Source organism: Emticicia sp. 17c, assembly GCF_037153985.1.
Lineage (GTDB): Bacteria > Bacteroidota > Bacteroidia > Cytophagales > Spirosomataceae > Emticicia.
On sequence record NZ_JBBAYI010000015.1, the window covers coordinates 88000 to 113296 of the forward strand.

22 protein-coding genes are annotated in these 25297 nt (G+C 39.2%); 10 read left to right on the top strand and 12 right to left on the bottom strand.

Annotated features, from left to right (window positions below; genetic code table 11):
• Positions 1 to 122: 122 nt before the first annotated feature.
• The 3 genes from gcvP to WAA15_RS22215 form a co-directional block, all read right to left on the bottom strand.
• The gene (gcvP, locus tag WAA15_RS22205; protein ID WP_337045040.1) at positions 123 to 2996 is read right to left on the bottom strand and encodes an aminomethyl-transferring glycine dehydrogenase; all 2874 of its coding nucleotides are present in this window, start codon (positions 2994 to 2996) and stop codon (positions 123 to 125) included.
• A gap of 281 nt (positions 2997 to 3277) precedes the next feature.
• On the bottom strand, positions 3278 to 4132 hold the full coding sequence (locus WAA15_RS22210; protein ID WP_337045041.1) for a sugar phosphate isomerase/epimerase family protein: 855 nt from the start codon (positions 4130 to 4132) through the stop codon (positions 3278 to 3280).
• A gap of 122 nt (positions 4133 to 4254) precedes the next feature.
• The gene (locus tag WAA15_RS22215) at positions 4255 to 5160 is read right to left on the bottom strand and encodes a sugar phosphate isomerase/epimerase family protein (RefSeq protein WP_337045042.1); all 906 of its coding nucleotides are present in this window, start codon (positions 5158 to 5160) and stop codon (positions 4255 to 4257) included.
• Positions 5161 to 5609: 449 nt separating this feature from the next.
• On the opposite strand from WAA15_RS22215, the gene WAA15_RS22220 reads away from it, so the two are divergent.
• The 4 genes from WAA15_RS22220 (at position 5610) to WAA15_RS22235 (ending at position 8689) form a co-directional block, all read left to right on the top strand.
• Complete coding sequence (locus WAA15_RS22220; protein WP_337045043.1) at positions 5610 to 6515, top strand: NAD(P)/FAD-dependent oxidoreductase; 906 nt, start codon at positions 5610 to 5612, stop codon at positions 6513 to 6515.
• A gap of 173 nt (positions 6516 to 6688) precedes the next feature.
• On the top strand, positions 6689 to 7303 hold the full coding sequence (locus tag WAA15_RS22225; RefSeq protein ID WP_337045044.1) for an NAD(P)H-dependent oxidoreductase: 615 nt from the start codon (positions 6689 to 6691) through the stop codon (positions 7301 to 7303).
• The gene (locus tag WAA15_RS22230) at positions 7300 to 8067 is read left to right on the top strand and encodes a type 1 glutamine amidotransferase domain-containing protein (protein ID WP_337045045.1); all 768 of its coding nucleotides are present in this window, start codon (positions 7300 to 7302) and stop codon (positions 8065 to 8067) included. The genes WAA15_RS22225 and WAA15_RS22230 overlap by 4 nt, the downstream gene beginning before the upstream one ends.
• Positions 8068 to 8119: 52 nt before the next feature.
• Positions 8120 to 8689, top strand: coding sequence for a Crp/Fnr family transcriptional regulator (locus WAA15_RS22235; protein ID WP_337045046.1), 570 nt, complete (start codon positions 8120 to 8122; stop codon positions 8687 to 8689).
• Between the two features lie 1002 nt (positions 8690 to 9691).
• Here the strand turns inward: WAA15_RS22235 and WAA15_RS22240 are convergent.
• Entirely contained in the window at positions 9692 to 10603 is a 912-nt protein-coding gene (locus WAA15_RS22240) for a lytic transglycosylase domain-containing protein (protein WP_337045047.1), read from the bottom strand.
• A gap of 339 nt (positions 10604 to 10942) precedes the next feature.
• Here WAA15_RS22240 and WAA15_RS22245 point away from each other — a divergent pair, with 339 nt between their 5' ends.
• Entirely contained in the window at positions 10943 to 11557 is a 615-nt protein-coding gene (locus WAA15_RS22245; protein WP_337045048.1) for a hypothetical protein, read from the top strand.
• A 99-nt stretch (positions 11558 to 11656) separates the two neighbouring features.
• On the opposite strand, the gene WAA15_RS22250 is transcribed toward WAA15_RS22245, so the two are convergent.
• Positions 11657 to 11791 carry a hypothetical protein gene (locus WAA15_RS22250; RefSeq protein ID WP_337045049.1) on the bottom strand — a complete coding sequence of 45 codons (135 nt, stop codon included), beginning with the start codon at positions 11789 to 11791 and terminating at the stop codon, positions 11657 to 11659.
• An 11-nt stretch (positions 11792 to 11802) separates the two neighbouring features.
• On the opposite strand from WAA15_RS22250, the gene WAA15_RS22255 reads away from it, so the two are divergent.
• Entirely contained in the window at positions 11803 to 13041 is a 1239-nt protein-coding gene (locus WAA15_RS22255; RefSeq protein ID WP_337045050.1) for a BamA/TamA family outer membrane protein, read from the top strand.
• A 17-nt stretch (positions 13042 to 13058) separates the two neighbouring features.
• On the opposite strand, the gene WAA15_RS22260 is transcribed toward WAA15_RS22255, so the two are convergent.
• Genes WAA15_RS22260 through WAA15_RS22270 form a run of 3 tightly spaced genes read right to left on the bottom strand, consistent with a single transcriptional unit; the run spans position 13059 to position 15495 of the window.
• Positions 13059 to 14207 (bottom strand): FAD-dependent oxidoreductase, encoded by a 1149-nt coding sequence (locus WAA15_RS22260; RefSeq protein ID WP_337045051.1) that lies wholly within the window; start codon positions 14205 to 14207, stop codon positions 13059 to 13061.
• A 27-nt stretch (positions 14208 to 14234) separates the two neighbouring features.
• Positions 14235 to 14984 (bottom strand): helix-turn-helix domain-containing protein, encoded by a 750-nt coding sequence (locus WAA15_RS22265; protein WP_337045052.1) that lies wholly within the window; start codon positions 14982 to 14984, stop codon positions 14235 to 14237.
• A 46-nt stretch (positions 14985 to 15030) separates the two neighbouring features.
• Positions 15031 to 15495 (bottom strand): hypothetical protein, encoded by a 465-nt coding sequence (locus WAA15_RS22270; RefSeq protein ID WP_337045053.1) that lies wholly within the window; start codon positions 15493 to 15495, stop codon positions 15031 to 15033.
• 214 nt (positions 15496 to 15709) lie between these two features.
• Between WAA15_RS22270 and WAA15_RS22275 the strand changes: the two genes are divergently transcribed.
• Both WAA15_RS22275 and WAA15_RS22280 read left to right on the top strand, forming a co-directional pair.
• Positions 15710 to 16522 carry a hypothetical protein gene (locus WAA15_RS22275; protein ID WP_337045054.1) on the top strand — a complete coding sequence of 271 codons (813 nt, stop codon included), beginning with the start codon at positions 15710 to 15712 and terminating at the stop codon, positions 16520 to 16522.
• Positions 16523 to 16758: 236 nt separating this feature from the next.
• Positions 16759 to 17379, top strand: coding sequence for a hypothetical protein (locus tag WAA15_RS22280; RefSeq protein WP_337045055.1), 621 nt, complete (start codon positions 16759 to 16761; stop codon positions 17377 to 17379).
• 75 nt (positions 17380 to 17454) lie between these two features.
• On the opposite strand, the gene WAA15_RS22285 is transcribed toward WAA15_RS22280, so the two are convergent.
• A complete protein-coding gene (locus WAA15_RS22285) occupies positions 17455 to 19209 on the bottom strand; it encodes a patatin-like phospholipase family protein (RefSeq protein WP_337045056.1) in 1755 nt (584 codons plus the stop codon).
• 145 nt (positions 19210 to 19354) lie between these two features.
• Complete coding sequence (locus WAA15_RS24605) at positions 19355 to 19597, bottom strand: helix-turn-helix domain-containing protein (RefSeq protein ID WP_442892823.1); 243 nt, start codon at positions 19595 to 19597, stop codon at positions 19355 to 19357.
• Between the two features lie 169 nt (positions 19598 to 19766).
• Here WAA15_RS24605 and WAA15_RS22290 point away from each other — a divergent pair, with 169 nt between their 5' ends.
• Positions 19767 to 20051: a hypothetical protein gene (locus WAA15_RS22290; RefSeq protein ID WP_337045057.1), complete on the top strand. Its 285-nt coding sequence runs from the start codon at positions 19767 to 19769 to the stop codon at positions 20049 to 20051.
• Between the two features lie 642 nt (positions 20052 to 20693).
• Positions 20694 to 21905 (top strand): site-specific integrase, encoded by a 1212-nt coding sequence (locus WAA15_RS22295; protein WP_337045058.1) that lies wholly within the window; start codon positions 20694 to 20696, stop codon positions 21903 to 21905.
• A gap of 78 nt (positions 21906 to 21983) precedes the next feature.
• On the opposite strand, the gene WAA15_RS22300 is transcribed toward WAA15_RS22295, so the two are convergent.
• Positions 21984 to 22862 carry a hypothetical protein gene (locus WAA15_RS22300; protein WP_337045059.1) on the bottom strand — a complete coding sequence of 293 codons (879 nt, stop codon included), beginning with the start codon at positions 22860 to 22862 and terminating at the stop codon, positions 21984 to 21986.
• Between the two features lie 4 nt (positions 22863 to 22866).
• Entirely contained in the window at positions 22867 to 24972 is a 2106-nt protein-coding gene (locus WAA15_RS22305) for a hypothetical protein (RefSeq protein WP_337045060.1), read from the bottom strand.
• Between the last annotated feature and the right edge of the window lie 325 nt (positions 24973 to 25297).

The following is a 25297-nucleotide window of genomic DNA, read 5'->3' on the forward strand; positions in this document are numbered from 1 at the left end:
GCTTTTACAAAGCAATAGGAGATAAGGCTACTGGTTAGTGAGACCATACCCCCTCAAAAAACAAATCGGTACCGTTTTAAAGTACCGATTTGAATTCAAGTATTATACTGACTGATAAATGCTTAGCCTTCGTAAGATTCTGTTGGTGGGCAGGCACATACCAGATTTCTGTCGCCATAGGCCGAATCAACACGGCTAACACTTGCCCAAAACTTGTTGGCTTTAACATAAGGTAACGGAAACGCCGCCTGTTCTCTGTTGTAAGGTCTGTCCCAGTTGGTGTTCATCACAACTGCTGCTGTATGAGGGGCGTGTTTCAGTACGTTGCTAGCTTTGTCGGCTTTACCTGTTTCTATTTCGCTGATTTCTTCACGAATACTAAGTAGTGCATCGCAGAAACGGTCAAGTTCAGCTTTTGATTCTGACTCCGTTGGCTCAATCATGAGGGTTCCGGCTACCGGAAACGACAACGTAGGCGCATGGAAGTTGTAATCCATTAAGCGTTTGGCTACGTCTTCGGCTTCGATACCTGCCGATGCTTTGAACGGACGTAAATCGACAATCATCTCATGGGCGCAACGACCATTGCTACCTGTATACAAAATCTGGTAGCTGTCTTGCAGGCGTGCTTTAATATAATTGGCATTCAGGATGGCGTGTTTAGTGGCATTGGTTAAGCCTGTGGCTCCCATCATGGCAATATATGCGTAAGAGATAGTCAGGATACTGGCACTGCCATAAGGAGCCGCCGAAATAGCGTGTACACCTTCATAACCTGCAACTGCTACTACCTTGTGGTTAGGCAGGAACGGCACCAGATGCTGTGCTACGCCGATTGGTCCCATACCCGGGCCACCACCACCATGTGGAATACAGAACGTTTTGTGGAGGTTCAGATGGCACACGTCGGCTCCGATACTTGCAGGAGACGTTAAGCCTACCTGTGCATTCATATTGGCACCATCCATATAAACCTGACCGCCATTCTGGTGAATAATTTCACAGATTTCTTTGATAGATTCTTCAAAAACGCCGTGTGTTGATGGGTACGTAACCATTAAGCACGCCAGATTTGAGGCATATTGCTCGGCTTTAGCCTTTAGGTCATCAACATCGATATTGCCTCTGTCGTCACATTTAGTTACTACTACCTGCATACCTGCCATCACGGCTGATGCTGGGTTAGTTCCGTGTGCCGACGATGGAATGAGGGCTATATTGCGGTGACCTTCTTCGCGGCTTTCGTGGTATGCCCTGATAACCATCAGGCCGGCATATTCGCCTTGTGCGCCTGAGTTAGGTTGCAGCGACATCCGCGCGAAGCCTGTAATGGCACAAAGCCAGTCGTTTAGTTCTTCAAATAATTGCTGATACCCCTGTGCCTGTTCTTGTGGAGCAAACGGGTGAATTTTGCCAAACTCAGGCCATGTAACCGGAATCATCTCGGCCGTGGCGTTGAGTTTCATGGTACAGCTTCCAAGCGAAATCATTGAGTGTACCAGAGATAAATCTTTGTTCTCAAGTGATTTCAGGTAACGTAGCATTTCATGCTCGGTATGGTAGCTGCTAAAAACCGGATGCGTCATGTAAGCCGATGTACGGTTCAGACGTGGCGCAAAAACAATGTCTATTTCCGATTTTAGGCTGATTTTTATTGTTTTGCCGCTGGCTTCTGCAAAAATATAAAGTAGTTGTTCTACATCGGCAAGGGTTTTGGTTTCGTCGAACGAAATACTTACGTTGCCTTGGTCGAGGTATCTGAAGTTTACGCCTTCCCGTTCGGCAATAGCACGAAGGTTTGCGCTGTCTTCGGTATGAAGTGTAACGGTATCGAAATAATTACGGGTAAGCAACTGATAGTCAAGTCCTTGAACCGACTCGGCAAAGATTTTGGTTAGTCCGTGTACTTTAGCTGCTATATTTTTTAAGCCTTCTGGCCCATGATAAATGCCGTAAGCGGCTGCCATAACCGACAACAACACCTGTGCTGTACAGATATTTGAAGTGGCTTTTTCGCGGCGGATGTGCTGCTCGCGGGTTTGTAGAGCCATACGTAATGCCGGATTCCCCTGTGCATCAACAGATAAACCAATGATACGCCCGGGTATATGGCGTTTGAATGCTTCTTTGGTAGCAAAGAAAGCAGCATGAGGCCCACCATAGCCCATCGGAACACCCATGCGTTGTGCCGAACCTACTACAACATCGGCTCCCATTTCGCCCGGAGGGGTCAGTAAGGTAAGCGAGAGGAGGTCGGCGGCTACGGCTACCGAAACATTAAGCTCGTGTGCCGAAGCAATAAGGTCTGTATAATCATACACTTCGCCATTGGTAGCAGGGTATTGCAGCAATACAGCGTATATATCTTCCTGTGTCAGGTCAAAGGTTTCGTGGTTGCCTACCACTACTGTAATGCCTAGTGGTTTGGCACGGCCAAGCACTACATCGATAGTTTGCGGATGGCAAAGCTCCGAAATGAAAAAAGTATTGGCGTTTTTCTTGGCCGCGGGGCGCAGGCTGTGTAGCATGGTCATGGCTTCGGCAGCGGCGGTGGCTTCGTCGAGCAACGAGGCATTGGCAATTTCCATACCCGTAAGGTCGATAACCATCGTCTGGAAGTTTAACAACATTTCAAGTCGCCCTTGTGCAATCTCGGCCTGATACGGCGTGTAAGCCGTGTACCAAGCTGGGTTTTCAAGAATATTTCTTAAAATAACGTTAGGCACGATGGTGTCATAATACCCTGTGCCGATATATGACTTGAAGATTTTATTCTTTTGTGCCAGCGCTTTGAAATCGGCCAGAAATTCGGCTTCTGACTTGGCAGGCGGTAAGTTTAAGGGTGCTTGCAGACGTATCTGCGATGGAACAGTTTCATTGATGAGTGTTTCAAGCGAATCAGCACCGATGGTTTTCAACATGGCCTGAAGGTCTTTTTCGCTTTTGCCTTGGTGACGGCTTTCAAAGGATTCTTGAGTATTGAGATTGATTTTCATCGGGATTTGAGATGAGTGATTAAACTACCCCGCCACGGCGGAGAATGAACATTTCTCTGATAGAACAATATTCCAAGAGTGATTCATTCAAAATTGTTCTGCAAATATAACAAATTTAAAAATCAGTTGTTAAGACAATCTATTATAAACACAGATAAATTTTATCGTAATGAAATCTTTAATAGTTGGTTTAACCTTTAGCTATTAGCTTTTTAGATAAAATATCTAGTAAATTGCTAGACTTCTAGATAAAACCCCATCTCATGTATGCTGTCTTTGTGTTACTGCATTAGCTTCCTGACAAATGTGTTGTTCTGTAAATAGCTTTCATACATGCTTTTGCCTTCAGGTACTGCGCCCTCAATCTGGATATTGCCCGTATAACCTATTTCATCGATACAACGCCTTATCCGTGCGAAATCGACTTTACCTTGCCCTAATAAAAAACCGTTTTCCTTGAAATGAAACTCACATATCTGATTCTGTTTGCCCAGCCACACAATCTCCTGATAAATATCATAACCCATTTTTTCGGAGTTAGCTACATCATAATAACACTTTACGGCCTTTGAACCTACGGCTTCGATGATACGCAGATGCTCGGCTGCACTCAACCATGACTCTATGCCTAGTATTACGCCTAGTTTTTCGGCTTTTGGAGCTACTTCTTTTAGTTTCCTGATAACTACGGCCTGCCCCTGTGGGTCGTTTTTTAAATCGTTATTGTAGAAGAAAGCCAGCAGTACTACCCGTATGCCCAGTGCGTGGGCAACGTCGATGCTGTCTGATACCCATTGGTCGGTGCGGTCGTCTGATTTATAAGGTATGTTGTTTAGTTCGCCAATACCTAACCCCGTGAAACCCACCTGAAAAATATCGGCCAGAGCTTTGTAGGCTTGTTGCACTTCTGGCTGGCGCAGGTGCATATTGTTTTCTACCGACCCCAGACTTAGCTGAACACCATCAAGCCCGATTCGTTTGGCCATTTCCATTGCTCCGAGGTTTCCGGTGTTGTTAATCGACCAGTCGCAGGCTCCGATACGGAAAGGTCCGCCTGTAAATGCAGAGGCTTGGTGCCAGAAGAACGAAGATAGCACCCCTCCACCAATTTGTTTAATGAGTTTCCGGCGATTCATAGAAAGATTGAAGAAGTATTTTTCTGAAAAACCCTACCTTTCGCCTACGCTTTACGATGTTACGCAGACGAAAAGTAGGGCTTTTACCAACTTGCCCTTGAGTAGGGCAGAGGCGGAGTTTATTATTTATAACCCCATTTGTTAAGTATCTGGATATCCTCTTTGATGGTATCGATTGGAGCTTTGCCCTGATACGATTCTTGCTCTACAATAAAATGTGTAGTACCGCCCATTTTACGGCCGAGGTCAAGCACTTCCTTAACACCAATAATACCGGTGCCAAGAATGGTACTTTCGTATTTTTCGTTACCACCAGCTACGGCAATTTCATCTTTTACGTGCATCGACTCGAAACGACCCGGATACTGTTTCAATAACTCAACGGCTCTTCCGCCACCACCATACATATTACCTATGTCTAGTTGTTGAATAACCAGTTTAGGGTCAGTATTTTGCAGAATAATGTCATAAACTTTTACACTGCTAAGTTTCAGGCTAAACTCGAAATCGTGGTTATGGTAGCCAAATTTCATGCCCGATTTCTGACATAGTTCACCCGATTTATTGAATACTTCCATGAAGCGTTTCAGGCTGTCAAGGTCTTTACGCAGACTTACATCGAGCCACGGACTGATAACATATTTCTGCCCGCAAATAGCAGCATCTTCAACGGTTTGTTTCCAGAGGTCGGTAAACTCTCCTTTAGCTTCATCCCAATGTTGTTTGCCCATTACGGTGTGGCCACTAGGCATTTTCAGGCCGAGGTCGTCAAGTATTTTCTTGAACTCAGTAGCCGAATACCCATAAAACTTGCGGTTAATGTAATTGGCGTGTTCTACGTTTTTGTAGCCCATTTCGGCTACTTTTTTCAAGGTTCCGAGGGGGTCTTTCTTCATGTCTTCACGTACTGAGTAAAGCTGAACCCCTACGATTTCTCCTTTCTTTTTGCTGGCAAATAAATCGCTCGACAGAGCCGTAGTAGCAGCAAGTGCCATGGCTCCCTTTTGCAAGAAGTCTCTTCGTTTCATAAGTTACTGATAGGTTTTTTTATAGATGCCGGTTATTAGCCCTCCGGCTGGTTGAATTTCTAAAATTACGACATTGTGTAGGATATGCTAGCAAAAACAGAAAAAATTTTTGCAACCCTGCCAACAAGTCTGTTTTCTATATGTGTACGGCAAGCCGCAAGTTATATTTTATAAGTATTGTAAAGAAGGCTGGTGGGTGCGAATGGTAATTGGCTTGATATGTAAAGAGAATAGGGTTTGATTAACTCAAGAAATCAGGTGATAGGCTTGTTGGGTAAACCAAATATGTTTCATTCATTATTTGTGGGTATTGCAGTTTCTGATGTTATATCTTTTTTCTTGGCAAAAGTAGGTCTCACTATGCTTGAATTATTTTATTTAATTTATGCAACAATGTTGCATATTTATTTTTTTAGCTATACTTTTGCCTTGTTAAAAGTAAGTTTCAAATGGCAGATAATAATTTTGAGGTACTCGTTATAGGCGGAAGCTACGCAGGGCTATCGGCAGCAATGAGTTTGGGGAGGTCGCTAAGGCGTGTTTTATTGATTGACAGCGGGCAGCCGTGCAACAGACAAACGCCCCATTCGCATAATTTTCTTACACAAGATGGCCAGAAACCTGCTACTATTGCCGCTACGGCTCTGGCACAGGTAAAGCAATATGCAAGCGTAACGTTCTATGAAGGGAAAGCCATTAACTGTGTAAGAACAGAAAAAGGTTTTGAGCTTATTACTGAAAAGGGCGACCTTTTTCGGGGCCAGAAAATTATATTTGCCACAGGTATTAAAGACTTGATGCCTGATATAACAGGTTTTGCCGAATGCTGGGGTATTTCGGTTATTCATTGCCCTTATTGCCACGGTTACGAGGTAAGAAACCAGCAGACGGGTATACTGGCTAATGGTGATATGGCTTTTCATTATGCACAATTAATTCATAACTGGACCCAGCAACTTGTTATTTTTACCAACGGGCCATCTACATTAAGCCCTGAGCAGCAGACAAAACTCAAACAACGCCGTATTGAAATAATTGAAACTCCGATTGCGCACTTCGACCAAACCAACGGGCAGCTAAATGCTGTGGTTTTTCAGGATGAGTCAACCTTTCATCTGAAGGCCATCTATGCAAGACCAGCTTTTGTGCAGTCGACCAATATACCTTTGGCTTTGGGTTGCGAATTAACCGAACAGGGATTAATAAAAGTAGATGCGTTTCAGAAAACCACGGTAGCAGGTGTTTTTGCCTGTGGCGATGCCACCAACCCTATGCGCTCGGTAGCTCTAGCGGTTGCTACTGGTTCGGCTACGGGTGCTTTTGTTAACCATGAGTTAATAGGAGAAACATTTTAAATAAGTACAACAAAGTAAGCCTTTGCCCAATACTAGAGCCATACAGAGGCACTTAGCCTTTGTCAGACCAACAAGCATAACTTCATTAAAGAGGTATCAGCAAAACTTGTGACTTAGCTCACAGGTTACGTTCGTGCAGATTACGGAACTTTGTATCATCAAAAAAACGAGATATGAAAAAAGTATTCGTAATTAACGCAGGGCAACGATTTGCCCATTCTGGCGGTGCTTTTAATAAAACATTAACCGCATGGACAACCGACTACCTCACCTCGAATGGTTTTGAGGTGAGAATGACAGACATTAATAATGATTTTGTTCCAGATAATGAAGTAGAAAATTTTAAATGGGCCGATGTCATTATCTACAACACACCTATCTGGTGGTTTCAGGTTCCTAATCGCTTCAAAAAATACATCGACGAAGTTTTTACAGCTGGGCATAACAACGGTATGTACCGAAGCGACGGACGCTCCAGAAGTAATCCGGCTATTAATTATGGTACAGGCGGACTGATGCACGGTAAACAATACATGATTAATACTACATGGAATGCCCCCGACACCGCTTTTACACTACCCGGTGAGTTTTTCAATGAAACGTCGGTAGATGATGGGGTACTGTTTGGTTTTCATCGCATGAATGCATTTACAGGCATGGAGAAAATTCAGGGTTTTCATTTTCACGACCTCGAAAAAAATGCTACCCCTGAGCGTATTGCCAGCTACCACGAGCAATATCTGGCGCATTTAAACAGCATTTTAATTGATGAAACCATTTGTGTATGAGAGTTTTTTTCAGAGGCATAGAATTATTAGCTATTATATGGGTTTTGGCTGCTTGCCACCCACATCAACAATTAACACAAACAACAGACATGAAACCGAAAATATTATTTGTGGTAACAAGCCACGATACCAAAGGAAACACTGGTCAGAAAACAGGCTATTATCTTGGAGAGGTGTCTCATCCGTGGGAAGTATTAACAGAAGCAGGGTTTGAAATTGATTTTGTGAGCCCCAAAGGTGGAAATCCTCCGGTTGATGGGTTCGATTTACAAGATGCTGCCAATAAAAAATTCTGGGAAGACAACTACTATCAGCAAAAAATTTCTCACTCCATGAAACCTGATGAAGTGAATCCGGCAGACTATAAAGCCATTTTTTATGCTGGCGGACACGGAGCCGTTTGGGACTTACCTCATGAGGAGAAAATAGCCAGCATTGCAGCACAAATTTATGAAAACAACGGAGTAGTAGCAGCGGTTTGTCATGGCCCGGCTGGGTTAACTGGTATTAAACTAAGTAGCGGCAAGTTTCTGGTAGAAGGTAAAAAAGTTAATGGCTTTACCAACGAGGAGGAAGAAATAGTAAAACTAACCCATGTAGTGCCTTTTCTACTCGAAGACAAGCTGAAAGAACTTGGCGGAATTTATGAGAAGTCGGCCCCGTGGCAGGTTCATGTAACAGTCGATGGCAGATTAATTACAGGCCAGAACCCGCAGTCTGCCAAAGGGGTAGGCGAAGCAATAAAAGATGCTTTAAGCAGGTAATCTTGTTGGTAGTAAAATAAAAATGGCGTATTCTTTTTTGTATTTTTGCAAAATGGAATACGCTTCTTTTTTAAGGAAACACATTGAAGAAATTATTCCTCTGAGCGATGAGGAATTCGATGTTGTGTTGGCTCATTTTTCATACAAAACTATCAACAGAAAAGATTTTTTAATCAAGGAGGGGCAAACCGTAAAGGCCGAATTTTTTGTAGTTAAAGGTCTGTTGAAAGCGTTTATGTATGACGATGCCGGCAAGGAATTTATTGTCCAGTTTGCGATGGAAAACTGGTGGATATCAGATTACCCAGCCTATAAAATTCAGGGAAAAGGAGACTTGTGTGTGCAAGCATTAGAAGACTGCATAGTGCTTGAGCTGACAATGGATAATAAAGATAAAATGTGTAAACTACTGCCCAAAATGTATGAATTTCATGGACGAAAAGCCTTTAGTGGATTTGTAGCCTTACAAAAGCGTGTACTTTCTTTAATGAAAAACTCTGCCAAAGAAAAATATGAATTATTGTTGGAACAATATCCGGTATTGTTCCAAAGGGTTTCTAAAACAACCATAGCGCATTATCTGGGTGTATCCAGAGAAACCTTGAGCCGTCTGGAAAAATAAGTAGCTTATTTGATGCCTTGCCCTTGATTATATAAAACCACATTCCGATTATTCTTACAGGCCAATACAACTTCTCAAATATTTTTTTGCATTGCGTAAATGGCAAGCTGTATGTAAGCACTTGCTTTTTATCCTGAATATGGCATTTCTAGCTACTGATTTTTTTTAGACTTTGTTTTTTTTCAGGTATTTATACGCTGTTATTATTAAAATCTATGTTCAGATTTACCCCAAAACGTAAATTATTATCAAATAACACGACAAAGTGTTGTTTTTTCAAAATAAAACTACAAAATTTGTCGACATATAGGACAATTGACATTTATAATTTTCTCAGATAACTTTTGCACCCTTAACTAAACCAAGAATTTTGTTTTTAGCCTTTTTATAATCGGAACTGCCGAAACAACTGATGCCAAAGTCCTTTTTACTGACGGATTTTGGCATTTGCTTTTTCGTCCCGTATGATAAAAAAGCAAGGGTCTATAAAAAGAAAAATCGTAAGATAAAATCTTACGACTTTCTAAAACAACTTTTGCTGTAATCAGTCTATAGGACAGACTGACTACAAATTTTATTTTATTTTTTTGTATTTCCCAAAGAAAATGTCACATAATTGCAAAAAATTACTAATCGTTCCGACGAATAAATAATTTTGCAAATGAAATACTATTCTCATACGAAAAAAAAATATAAAATACAATTTTTTCACCGTAAATTCTAGGAAATACAATAATACAAGGTAAAAAATGGTACTTTTTATAATATAGGGTTATATCCAAAAGTATATAAAAAAGGGTTAAATCTGCCTCTTATCGCTCCTAAAACCGAATAAATAATAGTATTTTTTTGAGATAGCCCATTAGCTAAAAACACCTGTTTGTTTTTTATAATAGTATGAGTGCTACCTTTTAATCATAAATCTAATAGCTGTGGCAGTTTACTTCGTTAGTGGCAAGTACCAGAAAAACAATAGTTCTTTAATGTGTATTTTCGGTCAGCTTATGGTTTGGTAGGTATCACAAACTGATAGCTTTTACCTTCTTTTACTTCAAACATGATATTCATAAATTTATTCTCTTCATAGTATTTGTCGGTTTTAACCGAACCTGGGTTATACACAAGCCACGGATTATAATATTTAAGAGTTTTATAGGTAATGTTGTATTTACGGGCAAAGTCGATGAGGTTAATATCTTCGCTTACTGATACATTTATGGTCGGAACAGTAGCCTCTGGTTTCTCTACAATAAAACCATACGCAGCCGGATTCTCACAAATCAGTTTCAGAGCCAGTATCCTGAAAATATAATCGTTGGTTTCGAGCGTCAGATGAAGGTCGTAGTACGATTCTACTCCTTGCGCTTTTAGGGTGTTCATGATAGCCGTACGACCTGAATTATAGGCCGCTGCGGTGAGTGTCCAGTTTTTAAAAGTTTTGTTCATCGAGTTCAGAAAATTACAGGCCGCCTGTGTTGATAACTCTAGGTCACGGCGTTGGTCGACAAACTTTGTAACCTCCAGTTTATATTCTTTGGCAGTGGTATCTCTGAACTGCCAGAAGCCTGCCGCTTTGCCAGAGTTGGCATAAGGCCACAGCTCACTTTCAATAACTGCCAGATAAAAGAAATCAGCAGGAACTTTATTCTTGGTCAGAATCCCCACTATTTTATCCCGATACCGAGCTACTCTGTTCAGTATAAATAAAGTTGAAGAGTGTTTATAAACATTTTTAACGAGTTCCTGTTGTAGTTGTTCGTACACGATAGGGTCTTGGAGGGGTACTTTTTCACCAGCAAACTCCAGCGTTGCAGGAATAGGCGGCATGGAGATTTTCTGTGTTACTGGCTGGGCATAGGCACTACCTACGCAAATACCTAACAAAAGCAGGTAAAAAGAGAATGTTTGTTTCATGTGTTTTAGCTTGGCTTTAAAACTTTCTGTTAAATTCTCTAAAAAGATTCTTTCTTACAAGTAATGGGCCTAAATCATAGGTATAATTTTTTGTTTAAATACACGCTATTGGAGTTAAAGTATCATACTAAAGGCTTAGTAAGTACATTCTGTTTTAACGGAGCTTTAATATAAATTTTAAATAGATTTTAGACCGATGTTCTTACTTTGTTGCATCAAAAACAACAAAGCCACAATGAATTTTTTTTACGCAAAACCAAACCAATGAAACCGTTGCCTATATGTAGCAGCGCATTCATTTGAATTAAATCGTCACATCAATTTTAAATGACCAGAACAATGAAAAAGAACATCGTAATGGTAGGCATCTTAGCCTTGCCGCTATTCTCAAACGCGCAAACAAACTTTACTACTACGCTTGCTAGTAACAACACCACAGTAGCTTCGTTGACAGATGATATTCCACAAAATGGAATTTTTCTGAATGCTTCCGAATTTGAAAACGGAATACCCGAAAAAGGCTTCGATAAAAAATCAAAAACCTTCCATATCCGTGAATTTAATAACAAGGTTATCCTGACCGAAAACGCCGAAAAAACTAAATATCCTAAATCTGAAATCTGGGGTTTCCGCAAAAATAATGTCGATTACCGCACCTACAATAATCAGGATTATACCATAGCTTATGCACCCAAAGGCTTGTCGGTTATTTTTTATTCGCTTGGTGAAAAAATAGGCGAAGGCAATATTAAAGATGATTTTCAGAATACATACTATTTTAGCCGAAACAGCCAGAGTGCTATTTATCCTCTAACTGCTACGAATGTGAAAGAAGTTTTTTCAGACCAGCTTGGTTTTGTAGAAGCCCTCAACAAAGTTAATTTATCTGACGCCATGCCTATTCATGAAATAGATAAGGTTTTGTCTGAATACGTAAAAAACAATGTAAACTAAGCCATAAACAGGCAGGACGGAACGCGAAGTTAGACTCCCTGAGCAATACAGCACAAAAGTAACTCTTAACTATGGTAGCAGAATTGGCTCCGTTGGTAATTATACGTATTGCTTCATGTGCCCTGCCTGTGATAGAATAATTACCGACCTCATGAGCTTGAATTTGGGCTGCCATAGTTTTTGCTGAACATTCCCGTAAAAATCTTTGTTAATAGAAAGGTGGTTTTGTGCCACCTTTTTTAATTTTGCTTCGTCTAGATATTAATACCACATTTACTTACTTCTGGCTTTTTGTTGATGGGATGAACCGACAAGCATTTATTATTTTTATTATAATCTTTAGCCCGACTTTACTACTGGCGCAGGTTCCCTATTCGCAGCAGAAAGATGCTATTGATTTGCTGAGGACGGCTTTTGATATTTCAAAACCCCGAAAAACCGACTCTACCTCGCTGAAAGAAGGCGGCAAGGTGGTTGCTTTTTTGCCTAATGTGGGGTATGCGCCACAAAGCCGCTTTCTGGTTCAGTTTGTGACTAATGTGGCCCTGAAAAACACCAACGCTAATGTTTCTATTTTTAATATACTGGCTACTTACACCCAGAACCGGCAGTCTATTCTGCAAGGAACAAGCAGTTATTTCTCTAAAAACAATAAATATTTCTTCTCGACCGACTGGCGTTTAATGAATTACCCGCAGTCTACTTATGGTTTAGGCATGAATACCTCGCTCGATAAAGGTATCGATATGAATTTCAGGTATCTGAAACTTTATCAGACCCTCATGCGGAGCGTTGCATCTGGGTTATATGTAGGTATTGGCTACCAGTTTGATTACCATTGGAAAATACAAAGCCTGACCGAAGATGACATCGTTACCGAAATATCCGGTTATAGCCTCGGTACTTCGGGTGCTTCGGTATCTTCAGGGCCTACCGTTGCCTTACTGTTTGACAATCGCACCAATGCCATGAGCCCCTCAAGAGGCTTTTATGCCAATATGGTACTGAAACAAACCCTCAAAAGCCTCGGCAGTAATACCAACTACCAGTCGTTGCTGCTCGATGCACGTAAATACTTTAATCTTTCGGGTAATGGTAATCATGTACTTGCCCTTTGGTCTTATAACTTTTTTACGCACGGCCATGTGCCTTATCTGGATATGCCCAGTACTGGCTGGGATACCAACGTAAACACAGGCAGAGGGTTTATTCAGGGGCGTTACAGGGGGCAAAACCTGATGTATCTGGAAACAGAATACAGGTTTACTCTGACCCGAAACCAGTTATTTGGTGGGGTTGTGTTTTCAAATCTGCAAACTGTCAGTGAACCTGATACCCGGCGGTTCAATAAAATAATGCCCGCTATTGGGGCTGGCCTCAGGATTCGGGTAAATAAGTTTTCGAGAGCCAACCTTGCCATTGACTACGGCATTGGCGGTGATGGCTCTCGAAATTTATATTTCAATTTCGGAGAAGTTTTCTGATAGAAATTTCCGCTGACTTATTTTACTCCCTGAAACGCCTGTAACATTTGCTCAATAGCATTGCCGGAATGAAGCATCTCTGTTGATTCGAGCGTTAACTGGGTTACAGTTGAAGCCCGCTGACGCATCTGGTTTTCATAAGCTGTGAGGGCCTCCTGTACCGACTGAAAAGCTGGATTCAGCAAGCATTCGGCTAGTTCGAGGGCATCCTGCATAGCCATATTTACGCCTTCGCCGGCATAGGGTGGCATTCGATGAGCCGCATCACCGAGCAATGTCAGGTTAGGGAGGGTTTCCCAATACTGATCGAGCGGAAAATGATATTGTGGTCGAGGTACAAAGCTAAGTTCGTTACTGGCAAATAATTCCAGCCATATACTATTCCAAGAGCCAAAAGCACTTTTAAACCAGTTTTCTACCTGTGTTTTATCCGAAAAATCGATGTTACTTTCGCTGAGCCAGTTTTCGACCACCTTACAACCCGTGTAGAACGATAAACAACCATCACCTTTAGCACTCAGAATGAGCGATTGTTCATCACCAAAAGCAAATATCTTTCCGCCATTTACCAGTTTCCACAAAGCAGGAGCATTGCTGGCAGCATTGTACAGGTTTCCCTCTATGATTGTAATACCTGAATAAACGGCTTTAATCGGATTGCAGTATGACCTGATTTTTGAGTTAGCTCCATCGGCTGCAATTACTACATCGGCATAGGCGGTGGTGTGGTTTCTGAACTGCAACAACCAGCCTTCGTTTTGTGGTTGCATTGAAACAAACTGGCTGTCCCAGACAACTGTATCTGGTTTTAACGATGCCAGCAAGATATTTCTTAAGGGTCCTCTGTCAATTTCGGGCCGTTGCTCGCCAAAATCTTCTGCTGTGTGGTCGTCCAGATGCACTATTCCAGCTTTATCAAGAATCTTTAATTTTCCTGCTTGTGGTCTATAATTCGCATAAAAAGCTTCTATTAAACCTGCTTTCCGAAGAGCTTCCAGCCCCGAATCTTCGTGTAGGTCAAGGGTAGCACCCTGTACCCTTACATCTTTGTTTATATCACGTTCATATACTTTTACGTTAGCACCATTTTGCTCTAAAAGTCTGGCAAGGGTTAAGCCTCCGGGGCCACCGCCTACAATTGCTATTTGTTTGTTGTGTATTGGCATACCATTAATAGTTTTAATGGTGCAAAGTTATTTTTCAGGCAGGGTCGATAATTGGATAAATCGGTCGTTTTTATTCCTTAATAATTCTTTGGGAGCAAAACCTGATAGTTTTTTTATCTCTCGGATAAAATGCGACTGGTCGGCAAAATTCTGTTCAGGAAAGAGCTTACCTTCTTTGATGTGTTTAAACGATGCCCTGAAACGTAGGATATTACAATAGGCTTTCAGCGAAAGCCCATATTGTTGGGTAAAATAACGATTTATCTGTCGGCTGCTCCAGTATACATTAGCCGATAGGTCTTTTACGCTCATTGAGCCACCGGAGCCATAAATCAGTCCGAAGAGTTTACGCTTGCGTTCGTCGATAGGGTTAGTCAGGCGGGCTTTTATCAGGATGGTGGCTTTCTGGCAAAAGTGCTCAAAATCTTTTAAATCGGCAGGTTCAAAACCCCAAAAATCAGGCTGAACTAACTGGGCATTGTTGAGCAGGTGGGCCACTGGCTCGTGCAGTACATATTCGGTGGCTAGAGGTTTAAAACTGACAGCAAACATTCGTATACCTGCCGCAACGCTTGTATGTGAGGCACCGGTTTCAAGCCCTAACAGTGTAATATGGAAAGGCTCGGTAGCTGATTCGGATACAAATAAATCGATGCGGCCATCGGGCAGAATAATCGCTTCTTTGGCTTCGGCCGATGTATTATGCAACAGCCAGAAGCTCTCTACGAAGTCGGCAATGGATGCTTCAGGTTTTACGATTTTTATCTGAACTGACATGTTTTTTGCTGATAAAATTCCATTAACTAGCGCAACTATGAGCCACCTAGATAAGTAAAAAAGCAATGCCTGCTAACACAAGTAAGAGTACGATGACTTTAACCCAGACCGGAATTGTATTAATAAAGCCCTTGCCTGTTACCTCTGGGTTGGTGTCGGTCTCGTCGGTCCAGTCTTCGGCAAAAGCCTTAGGCTGATTTTTATGTTCGAGGTATTGCAGGTAATCAAGGTATGAATGAAACTCACCGTACCATTCTACTACTTCCGGTCTAAGGCTTATAGGCTTGGTAAAGGCTTCGGCTAGCGTAGGTGCATGGGGAGTAATAAGCCTTTTGCTCACAAGCATGTATAAAAGGTTCTGGTAGTGTTTTTCTGGGAGCAGGTTTGTTTGGTCAAACAGGTTTTTACACAGTGTTTCGTAGGTTGGTAGCGTTTCAGGGGGTAGCTTCTGCATTACCTGATAGTCGTAAAGGGTTGCTAGTATACGGTCAATCTGCTGGTTGGTTGTCATTGATTCAACTATTTAATACCATTTTCAAAGATAAACATTTCTGTCTGAATGCCACATATAACCCCCATGCTTACCATATAATAAATAAATGCCTATTTTGGAACCGTAAAATAAAATTATATTGGCTTGTACGGTGTAATTAACTACTATTACTTTACTGATTTTTGCAGAATTTCTGCTGTGATATTCAAATTTTAAACCCTTTCTTTTACTTATGGAAGAACTAGATATTAGTAACAATGATGGTGTTTTTCTGGCTTTTAAAAACAAGGAACGTATTACATGGTATAAAGTTAGCGGAGATGCCAAAGTAAAAATAGACCCCGATAAAGTGGCTCTTGAATTTATCGCGCAGGCAAAAACGCAATTTCAGGGCTTTACAGTGGCACAGCCTTTTACACAAGACCCCTTTATTGGTGGCTTTAAGTCAGAAGAGCACACACAGGGAGGTATGCTACGCACGACGGCTTCGGCTTTGAGCGTGCTGCCTTGTACCAGCCAGTTTGCAGAGGTACTGCTCTGTGACCCATCTATCTCGACCCAAAAAGAGAACACCGTTGAATTTCAGTTGTTACTGTTCTCGTTAACTTATGTTGAACGATTCAAAACCGCAAATACGTTAGCTAAATGTGAATATACTATTACAGACTCGGCAGGTAAAGAATGGGTACGAATGACCCAGCATACAGGTGCTTTAAGTGGTGACTTAGGTGGTAGCTGTGGCAATAACCACCCAAGAAGGGCTGATATACACGATTTAAATGGCCCCGACTGTTGTGTGTATCTGCCCAAAGAAACTTACGTGGTCAGGATGACAAACACTGGCCCTGTGAATATTCAGGCTTGGGTGCATCATCCACATATTGATACGGCCATTGATGGTGACAATCAACGTAATATTTATAAAGGAACTTTAAGCCCGGGCGCTACTGTCGAAATAACGATTCCTGCTTCTGAATTTACACAGGCTTTCCACCGCAATTCTATCAAAATCAACGGTAATGCCGTATATGAAGTGAACCCGTAAACTCCTTTGAATATACCTGAAATTCCCGCTTTAGTTGTCTCTCGGGTAGGGGGCTTCTTCTGGCGGGATTTCTTTTTGTACTTGCCTTTGGCACTATTTTGCCGTATTTTTTAAATATATGTGTTTCTTCTTTGCGGCTGTTGTTTCTCTAATCCTAAATTTTACTATATTGGCTGATATTAAACCAAAGCAATTATGTTTCATGGCATTACCCATGAAACCAAAATTTACTTTACATGAATATAATTCTTCAACGAAGTATCGTTTGTGGCCTGATGGCCTTCGGGTTTGTGGCCTGCCAGTCGATTAACAGAAAAGTGGCTTATACTACCAGCGAGATAACGCTTACCAATGGTACAGTACTAAAAGGGAGTACATCGCCCATTGCCGACAATAGCTTTTCTTTTAAAGATGCCCGCACCAGCAAGAAATCGACTATTGAGAGCAAAAATGTGCAGTCGGTTATAAAGCATTTTCCTGACGGAACGCGCGAGTATCTACAATTTGAGGTACTTGGTAAAAATGATAAACCCCAGCGTATACTGGCAGCCTATGCCATAAAGGGCGACCTTAACTTACTGGCTTATGAGGTAAGTAAACATAGCCGTAAGGCCCAGACTGTTAATAACCGCCAGACTTTTGTTGAGGAAACCATTCTGGTAAAAGAGTTTTATCTGAAAAAAAATGATACGGCTGGCGTACGGGTTCCTGACAAAAACGATGACTTTTATGAAGTAGCCAGTCTTTTTTTAGCTGATACCCCCCACTTACTTCAACGTATTGGTGCTGAGGGTTATCAGGTGCAGGATATCCAGAAGATTGTGGAAGAATACAACGCCTTGAAACGGAAGAAATAAAAAAAAATGGCTCCTAAAGCAGAGCCATTTTTAAATACTAATCCTTAAAGATAACCCTATAAAGGGAAACTGGTTTTATACCAAAAACTCAGGTTTTTTCAAAAACTCTTTCCAGTCGGCTAGTAACTGTTTTTTAAGGTTACTTAGCTCAGTAGTAACAAGCGCGGGGGCTTCTACTTCGAGTTTAATGAGATACATAATAAGGTTATAACACATCGTGAACTGCCCTGTGGCTATGAGGGCTTCCATTACTTTGTCTTTTACATTATGCTCGTCGAACCACAGTGTTGTACCCATTTCGCTTGCTTTCTGGGCTATTTTCTGCATCGCTTCACTAGGTTTGAGGCCATCCTGCTCAACGAGTGCCTTTATCTGCTGTACTTTTCTGTCTTTCCCGTTGAGACGCGCCTCTGTAACGGGGTAGTGTTTGGTGCTAAGTTCGTATACAAGTACCGACATTCGGCGGTTTTCATATTTATTGTTGGTATAGAGTTGGTCGTACCACATCCGGCGTATCTGTTTCAGGAAAACATCGCTTACCATAATAACCGTTGAGTCAATTCTTGCTTGAAGCATCTGCCAGAAAGACCCTACCGGAATTGTAAAGAAATAACCAATGTATTTTTTTATCATTTTCACCCAACTGTTGTTAGCATTCTTACCTGACAGTTTAGAAAATATCCAGATTCCTATAAATATCGGAATAGATGCCATTATGCCCGCTATGGTATAGAGTACAGGGCTTTTGTAGTAACACCCTAGAAGCCCTATTAAAATAGTCAAAGCAAAATATAATATCCCCCATTTGGTTAACGAGAACTGAGCCAAGAAGTTCTTGCTTACTTTGGGTAGTTGGTAGGCATCCATGAATGGGCTGGCTACGTCACAGACAATGAGTGTACCAAAATTCCCACCGTTACGGCGTTCGTCGGCAAGCATCAGACTCTGAATAGCCTGATTATCGGTTATGCCGCCATCCATCAAACCGAATGGCTTATGGCTTTGTGTAGGTTTTTCATTAAGAGTGGTGTTCCTGCTGTTTTCGAGTCCTTCTACTTGTTGGGTAAGTTGAAACTCCAATCCAGAGCCGTGTTTCTCGACCGAGGGTGATAAAGAAGCTGCCTGATTAGCGGCATCGTGCGTATCGAGTATATCAAACAGTGCACTTTTACTGAGTGTTATCTGACTGGTATGGTAAGTAAAATCTTCGGGAAACATAATTGGCTCAAACCCCATCGGAAAGCACGACGAGGCCGCCGTTATATCGCCCAGACGAAGTTTTCTGAGGGTTTCAAACGGAGCGGCTTCTCGCAGAAACAACAGGTAATTGCCTGTGATACCTGTGCTGGTAACACCATTGGCATTCTGGAAACGAAACGAGATACCGTTCTTGAACTCGGTTGAGTTGGCGCATATCTGTTTAACATGTTTTTCGCCTGTGGTGTCGAAGAGCTTGCTCCAAGTGGCCCCGTTAAAGAGGTCCTGATTATAAGCTTTGGCGAAGGCGTTTATGAGATTACGGCCTTTGTCGGGAGTATCATCCCATGCTTTGCTGCTGTTCAGTATATCGAAAGCTGTTTTAAGTGCCGTTTCACCATCGAGGAATTTTTTCAGGTGGGCATAAAAGGCTTCGAAAGTAGCTCCTTCATAAAGCATGTGGGTGTAGCTCAGATTAGCAATAGTACCCCCTGAGGTTGAGGCAATAAATGATACCTCTTCGAGTTTTTTACAGTGTTCCAGATAACTAAGGCAACCTAAACTAAATGAGGCTGCCCTAAAGCCACCGCCCGAAAACGCCAGGGCTATGTGCTTGAGTGGTTGATTAGTCATAAGCAATGATTAATGTTGAATGTGCTAAGAAAGGTGTGGTAATATCCGCAGAAAATCTTGATTATGCGCCATAAAAGTCCATGTTTTTATTATGTGGTACCTATGCTGATAAGAAAGGGAATAAACTTGTAGCTTGTTGCCTTTTTTAAGATAAATAGTCTGGTTGTTGAGCGTTACTTGTTGTTTTCTCACTCAAATGGAGTTTGGTTTTATCACCATTTTTATAACGATTATTCCAATCAAGCATTTTCTTCAATGTCTCCAGACTAATACTCGTCAAGTCTTTTTCAACTTCGCTAATATATGGCTGTTTAAGGTCTAATGCGTGTGCAAATTCCTTTTTGATGCACAGGGTTTGGCACACTACCAATATTTTATTGCTGACCATTTAGGAAACACAAGAGTCATTTTTGAGAAGCTAAACGATTCTGTTTATCTTGCACAAGAGAACCATTACGGTCTTTGGGGAGAAGTTTTACAGGGGATTGGTACAGCAGGTGACTGGAAATTCTTGTTTCAAGGCAAAGAGTATATTGATGCTTTTGGATTGAATGAGTATGATTCCCATGCAAGGGGCAATTGGCGAGCATTATATAGCCATTTGGAGCTTAGATGATATTGTTGAAGTAAACAGGCAATACGAAAATGATTCAGTATTTGGCAAGTATTATATTTTTGGATCAAGTGGCGGAACCTTTCACTATGCTTTTAATAAAGAAACAGGAAAAATCTATGAAATTGATTTGTATGATGATGAATATAATAAATATGTAGGAGATTCCTTAATGGAATTTATCGAAAACTATTTCTTCTTTCTCTTCCATAAAAAAAACTGTGTTTAAAGTAAAATTAACATTTTAAGTAAATTTTACCTTGACACAGTTTAATTTACAGTCTCAAAGTCCTGAAAGGTTATCTCATCAAAAAATCCTTGGGCCGCGTAGGCTTAGATTCCAGCTTCTGATTCTCAAACTCTTTAGGTATCTGATTAATCTCTTGTAGGTATAAGTGCATTACTTCTGATGTGGTCTTATAGGAAGTAAGTTCAAAATTCTCAATAATGATAGTTGGTAACAATAACTTTAATAATTCTCTGTAATTCCCTTGCATCTGTTTTCTCTTAATAGGCAAAGGCCGAAATTATTTTACCGCCCCCCAACTTTGAGGATTGATCCATTCATTTTTGTATCAAGTATCAGTTGTGGTGTATCAAAACACGAAAAGCCCTGATTATCAGGGCTTTCATGTACTTGTACCGGGGACGGGAATCGAACCCGTACGAGCGTTTAGGCTCACAGGATTTTAAGTCCTGCGGGATTTGTATTATATTGTATTCTAATGATTTATAAAATACTTATAATGAATTGTTTGTGAAATTTAAGGTTCAGTAAAATTTATAAAAAAACATGATTTGTTGTACCTATGTTGTACCAATTCTTTGTATATTTGTATAAGGAATATCTACAAATCTAAAGTTTTAATTTATGGCTACTTCTCTTAAAGTTGTCTTGCGCAAAAAGGGTAATCAGGATGGTACTTATCCATTAGCAATCAGGGTTACTGTAGAAAGAAAATCATCATATCTCTATTTAGGCCATCGTATTCGAGAAGTAGATTGGGACGGGGTGAAAGAACAAGTGAAAAAATCACATCCTAACTCTGTTAGATTGAACAATCTCATTCTTAAAAAGAAAGTAGAAGCCAATGATAAAATGTTAGAAATGGCTGCCCTTAATAAGGATGTATCGTCTAAAGCAGTTCGTAAACAGATTAAACCACAAGAAGGTTTATCTTTCTTTGGACAAGCGAAGTTATATTGTGACCAATTGGAAGCTACCGGAAAATACAATCAAAAATCAGCAGATTCTCCGAGGGTTGAGCAATTTAGAAAGTTTTTAGGTGGTTCAGATATAAACTTTGCAGAAATTGATACCAGCTTACTGAAAAAGTTCAGAGCGTATCTAATAGGTACTCGTAATGTTTCGGAAAGAACTGTAATGAATTATTTTGTAGTCATACGAAATATTTTCAATAGAGCAATAGCCGCAGGATTAGTGGATTCTAAGTATTACCCGTTCGGAAAAGGAAAAGTTTCTATTAAATTTCCTGATAGCATGAAAATAGGTTTAAGTATTGAGGAAGTAAGGGCATTAGAAAATGCTGAATTACCCAAAGGTGAAAATCATGCACGGAATCTGTGGTTGATTTCTTTTTATTTTGCTGGAATGCGTATATCAGATTTATTACGTTTAAAATGGTCTGACTTTCAAAATGATCGATTGTATTATTCGATGGGAAAAAACCTTAAAGCAGGTTCTCTTAAAGTGCCAGAAAAGGTGCTAGAGATATTAGAACAATATCCGCGCGGAATAAATGCTCATGATTTAGTTTTTCATGACTTGGCAAGTCTGCCCGATCTTTCAAAAGTCTATGATGTGCAAATCCGTATTAAGACCAGAGTTAAAAGCTGTGATGAATACTTAGAAAAAGTAGCAAAAATTATTGAACTGGATAAACCGTTAACGATGCATATTTCTAGGCATACTTTTGCGCAATTGTCAGCGGATCGTATCCCAGCTAATATTTTGCAACAATTATACAGGCATTCAGATATTAAAACAACAATGGGTTATCAAAATAACTTTATAAATAAAACAACTGATGATGCTTTAGATAGTGTATTAAATATGGTCTGATAATTGGGGAAACATCTCAAATCTAGCCGTATTACTTTTAATACCAATAGCGAGAAGTTAAAAATCTCTTTAAGAACTTTAAACTTCTTTCAAACTAACTTGTTCGAAAGTACTTCGCATTACATTTGGTATTAAATCGCGAATTAAATTGTTATTGAGATAGCGAGCATTTAAAAAATAAATGATGTTATTTATTGTCAAAGGAAAAACTGCTTGGTTATCTAATAAATCATTTAAGAGAGTATTACGATTGAATTTAAAGACCTTTTTTACTAAATCATGTTCTTTTTGAAATAAATTTGTAATTTCTGATGAGAGTGGAACACTACTATCTATACGCATACGAAGCTTTGTTCGTAACATAGCATCCCAATTCTTGGCCTTATAATGTCTATGGGATAACGTATCAAATAAAGCTAGCATTGACCAGTCATTTGTTTCTAGTGAAGCTAAAATACCATTTAATATTCTCCCAAGATCGTCATGACTTTCCCAGTGGTTTTTATGTTTATATCTAAGATCATGTTCTACTTCATGCCATCCCTCTGAAAGAACCGTTCTTAATTGAAGTTCAAAAGTATCATCAATGCGATTATCTTTAACAGACTCTTTAAATTCAACTTTAAATGCTTCAGGAATTTGAAAAACATAATTTATTCTAGTAGGCTTAAATTCTGTTTGACTTTTTTTGTCAATAGCTTCGTCTATTTTTTTATATCGGGAAAGCATTTTATTGCTTACTATCTGAAGATCGTCTACGAAATATAAGTTTATCCGTAAGCCAATTAAATCACGAAGATATGTTGTATGTCCATCGTACTGCTTATTTTCTATTTTCAATTTAATTGAGCTTTCTGATTTACATCGATGAAATATTCTATGCATTATTCCTGCTTTACTTATTTCTGTACTGATTTCTTCAACTAAATGTTTGGCAATTCTTTCTAAATTAATCATTTATTTATTGAACTAATTTTCTTATATCATCAATTTTATTCATTTGAAACTGAACTTCACTACCTTTTATTTTGATTAACCCTCTACTTTCAAGTGATTGTAGTGCAATACTTACTCTTCTATAACTTGCATTATGTACCTTTCGAATAATTGCACTTATATAATGCTTTCTATGCATTTGAAACTCCCAAAGTAAATCTAAGATATCTCTTTCTAATTCATCAATCAAGGTTTGGCTTTCCTGAAGATAATTATCTTCATCTTTTAAAATTAAACAATCATATTGAGAACATTGAATTACAACAATCTCTGGATGGTTATTAAATTGATCTTCTTGTGGAATACATTTGCATCTGTGGAATTGACAACTGATAAAACTTATTCCCTGAAGCTTTGTAAGGTCGAAATAGCAATTCTTAAAAGTACAATTAATAAAGACAGATTCTTTGATTACATTATGAGAAAAATCTGTAGCAATAAAACTTATTTCTTTTATCGTAAGTCCTGTATAATTTGATTTAGTTTGATTAAGTAGAACAACATCGAAAATAAAGAGAGAATAATCACTAAATCTTGTATAAACTTGATTAATTCTTTGCCATAGTAATAGCCTTTTTTCTTCACTTTGAACTTTATATGCGGTAACTGCTAGTTCAATCATGTAAGCGGAATATGAAGTATGAGTTAAACTTGAATCTATATCATTTATAATTTCTCCAATAAATACACCTAATACAAAATCATTAATGAAGCCTATTTTATTTCCGTCACTTCCTTTGCGATCTAATAATGCATGATTAGCTAGAATATCGACTAAATTGTCAATCGTTGGCTTTTCTGGATATAATAGACGGGTACTTTCTAGGAGTTTTATATTTTGATCTTTAATAATTTCTTTGAAAAATTCTTTCTTTTCTGAAGTGCTATCCAACTCTAATAATAACCTTACTACATTTTTGAATATAATTAATTGTGTTTCAGGAGTTGCTAAGAGATTCTGACGATCTTTCTCTCTTTCCAACATTCTTTGAAAATATTGGTCAACCAAATTTTGTCCATTTGAAATTACAGAATTATAATCTTCGAAATTTAAGCTTTTTAAATAAGCTAACATGACCGGATTAGCTAAGTGATGCAGCGCCATATTATGATTTTCTAAGATTTGAAACCTTTCTTGTCCTAACCAATCCTTTATACTAGGTTCTTTTATAGCTATTCTTATTATTTCAAATTTATTTCCCCATTTGTTAATCCATTGCTCAAATTCATAATCATTAAAAATTGCTGTCTTTCTTGTTGTTAAAACAATTTTGGCTTTATCAATAAGCAATTCTCCAATAGTATTAAGCATAGGTTCTATTTCTTCAATGGAAGATATGTCTGCTTCAAGATTAACTTTATCTAGTAGCTCATCAAATCCATCAATTATTAGAGGTACCCTGCCTTTTTGTATTTCTTTAATGACTAATTCTGAATTTAAAGTAGGGAATTCCTTATCAATTACATCAAGCAAAATATAACGAAATATATTTGCTCCGCGATTACGAGCAAGCTCTGTAAGAATAGGGCTTAAAATAGAATCACTCTGAATTAAAGAATCAAGTATTTCATATGCGGTACTTGTTTTGCCGTAACCTGCTGCTGCTTCAATTATAATTAAATGAGCTTTGTCTTCCTTAATTATAACATCGGTTACTAATTCTATAAGTCTGCCTTCTCTTTCAGTATTATATATTTCAAAAGGGGATGTGATATATTTATATCTGCTGCCTAGTAAATTATTTGTTTGTTTTTTAACAAACTCTTGGTATTTACGATTTAATCTTGCGATAGTTGAATCAAAAGAAAAAAAGCTTCTAAACAATTCTATTTCTGCCTCTTCTTCATCCTTTATATATCTAATAGTTGTTGCAAAGCCACTATCTGAATATTCTGTTTTAAGACGATTTATCTCTTTTAAAATTTGCTCATTTGAAATTAGTGGAACGATATCCACACCAAAATAACGTCCTTGCTTATATGAAAAAACTGCTATCTCGCTGGTTGAATGTTCTTCTACTTCAAATCCATAAGATTTATAAATTTTAATTAAGTTATTTACATTAATCATTATAGTTATTTAAAAGAAATTAGTTTAAAGATTACACAACAATTGTATTTTTACGAGGTCGTAAGTATATATTATTGTTGATTAAAACCTTTCTGAATTTTAGATTAATCTCTACAAAGAAACTTATAAACTTTATCTACGGTGATCTATATAATTTCCTTTTTATATCGACAATTTGTTAAAATTATCATTTTTGTTTTACAAAATGATACATTAAATTTATAAATTTATTATTGGGTATATGCTGAACAATTTAAAAATAATGTGAATAATGGGTTAAAACATCCAAAAAAGTAAAGCAGTAGCAATAGAACCCCAGATATGA

Coding starts and splice junctions, on each gene's coding strand:
- gcvP (WP_337045040.1), bottom strand. CDS start 2,996: ATGAAAATCAATCTCAATACTCAAGAATCCTTTGAAAGCCGTCACCAA.
- WAA15_RS22210 (WP_337045041.1), bottom strand. CDS start 4,132: ATGAATCGCCGGAAACTCATTAAACAAATTGGTGGAGGGGTGCTATCT.
- WAA15_RS22215 (WP_337045042.1), bottom strand. CDS start 5,160: ATGAAACGAAGAGACTTCTTGCAAAAGGGAGCCATGGCACTTGCTGCT.
- WAA15_RS22220 (WP_337045043.1), top strand. CDS start 5,610: ATGGCAGATAATAATTTTGAGGTACTCGTTATAGGCGGAAGCTACGCA.
- WAA15_RS22225 (WP_337045044.1), top strand. CDS start 6,689: ATGAAAAAAGTATTCGTAATTAACGCAGGGCAACGATTTGCCCATTCT.
- WAA15_RS22230 (WP_337045045.1), top strand. CDS start 7,300: ATGAGAGTTTTTTTCAGAGGCATAGAATTATTAGCTATTATATGGGTT.
- WAA15_RS22235 (WP_337045046.1), top strand. CDS start 8,120: ATGGAATACGCTTCTTTTTTAAGGAAACACATTGAAGAAATTATTCCT.
- WAA15_RS22240 (WP_337045047.1), bottom strand. CDS start 10,603: ATGAAACAAACATTCTCTTTTTACCTGCTTTTGTTAGGTATTTGCGTA.
- WAA15_RS22245 (WP_337045048.1), top strand. CDS start 10,943: ATGAAAAAGAACATCGTAATGGTAGGCATCTTAGCCTTGCCGCTATTC.
- WAA15_RS22260 (WP_337045051.1), bottom strand. CDS start 14,207: ATGCCAATACACAACAAACAAATAGCAATTGTAGGCGGTGGCCCCGGA.
- WAA15_RS22265 (WP_337045052.1), bottom strand. CDS start 14,984: ATGTCAGTTCAGATAAAAATCGTAAAACCTGAAGCATCCATTGCCGAC.
- WAA15_RS22270 (WP_337045053.1), bottom strand. CDS start 15,495: ATGACAACCAACCAGCAGATTGACCGTATACTAGCAACCCTTTACGAC.
- WAA15_RS22275 (WP_337045054.1), top strand. CDS start 15,710: ATGGAAGAACTAGATATTAGTAACAATGATGGTGTTTTTCTGGCTTTT.
- WAA15_RS22280 (WP_337045055.1), top strand. CDS start 16,759: ATGAATATAATTCTTCAACGAAGTATCGTTTGTGGCCTGATGGCCTTC.
- WAA15_RS22285 (WP_337045056.1), bottom strand. CDS start 19,209: ATGACTAATCAACCACTCAAGCACATAGCCCTGGCGTTTTCGGGCGGT.
- WAA15_RS24605 (WP_442892823.1), bottom strand. CDS start 19,597: ATGGTCAGCAATAAAATATTGGTAGTGTGCCAAACCCTGTGCATCAAA.
- WAA15_RS22290 (WP_337045057.1), top strand. CDS start 19,767: ATGATTCCCATGCAAGGGGCAATTGGCGAGCATTATATAGCCATTTGG.
- WAA15_RS22295 (WP_337045058.1), top strand. CDS start 20,694: ATGGCTACTTCTCTTAAAGTTGTCTTGCGCAAAAAGGGTAATCAGGAT.
- WAA15_RS22300 (WP_337045059.1), bottom strand. CDS start 22,862: ATGATTAATTTAGAAAGAATTGCCAAACATTTAGTTGAAGAAATCAGT.
- WAA15_RS22305 (WP_337045060.1), bottom strand. CDS start 24,972: ATGATTAATGTAAATAACTTAATTAAAATTTATAAATCTTATGGATTT.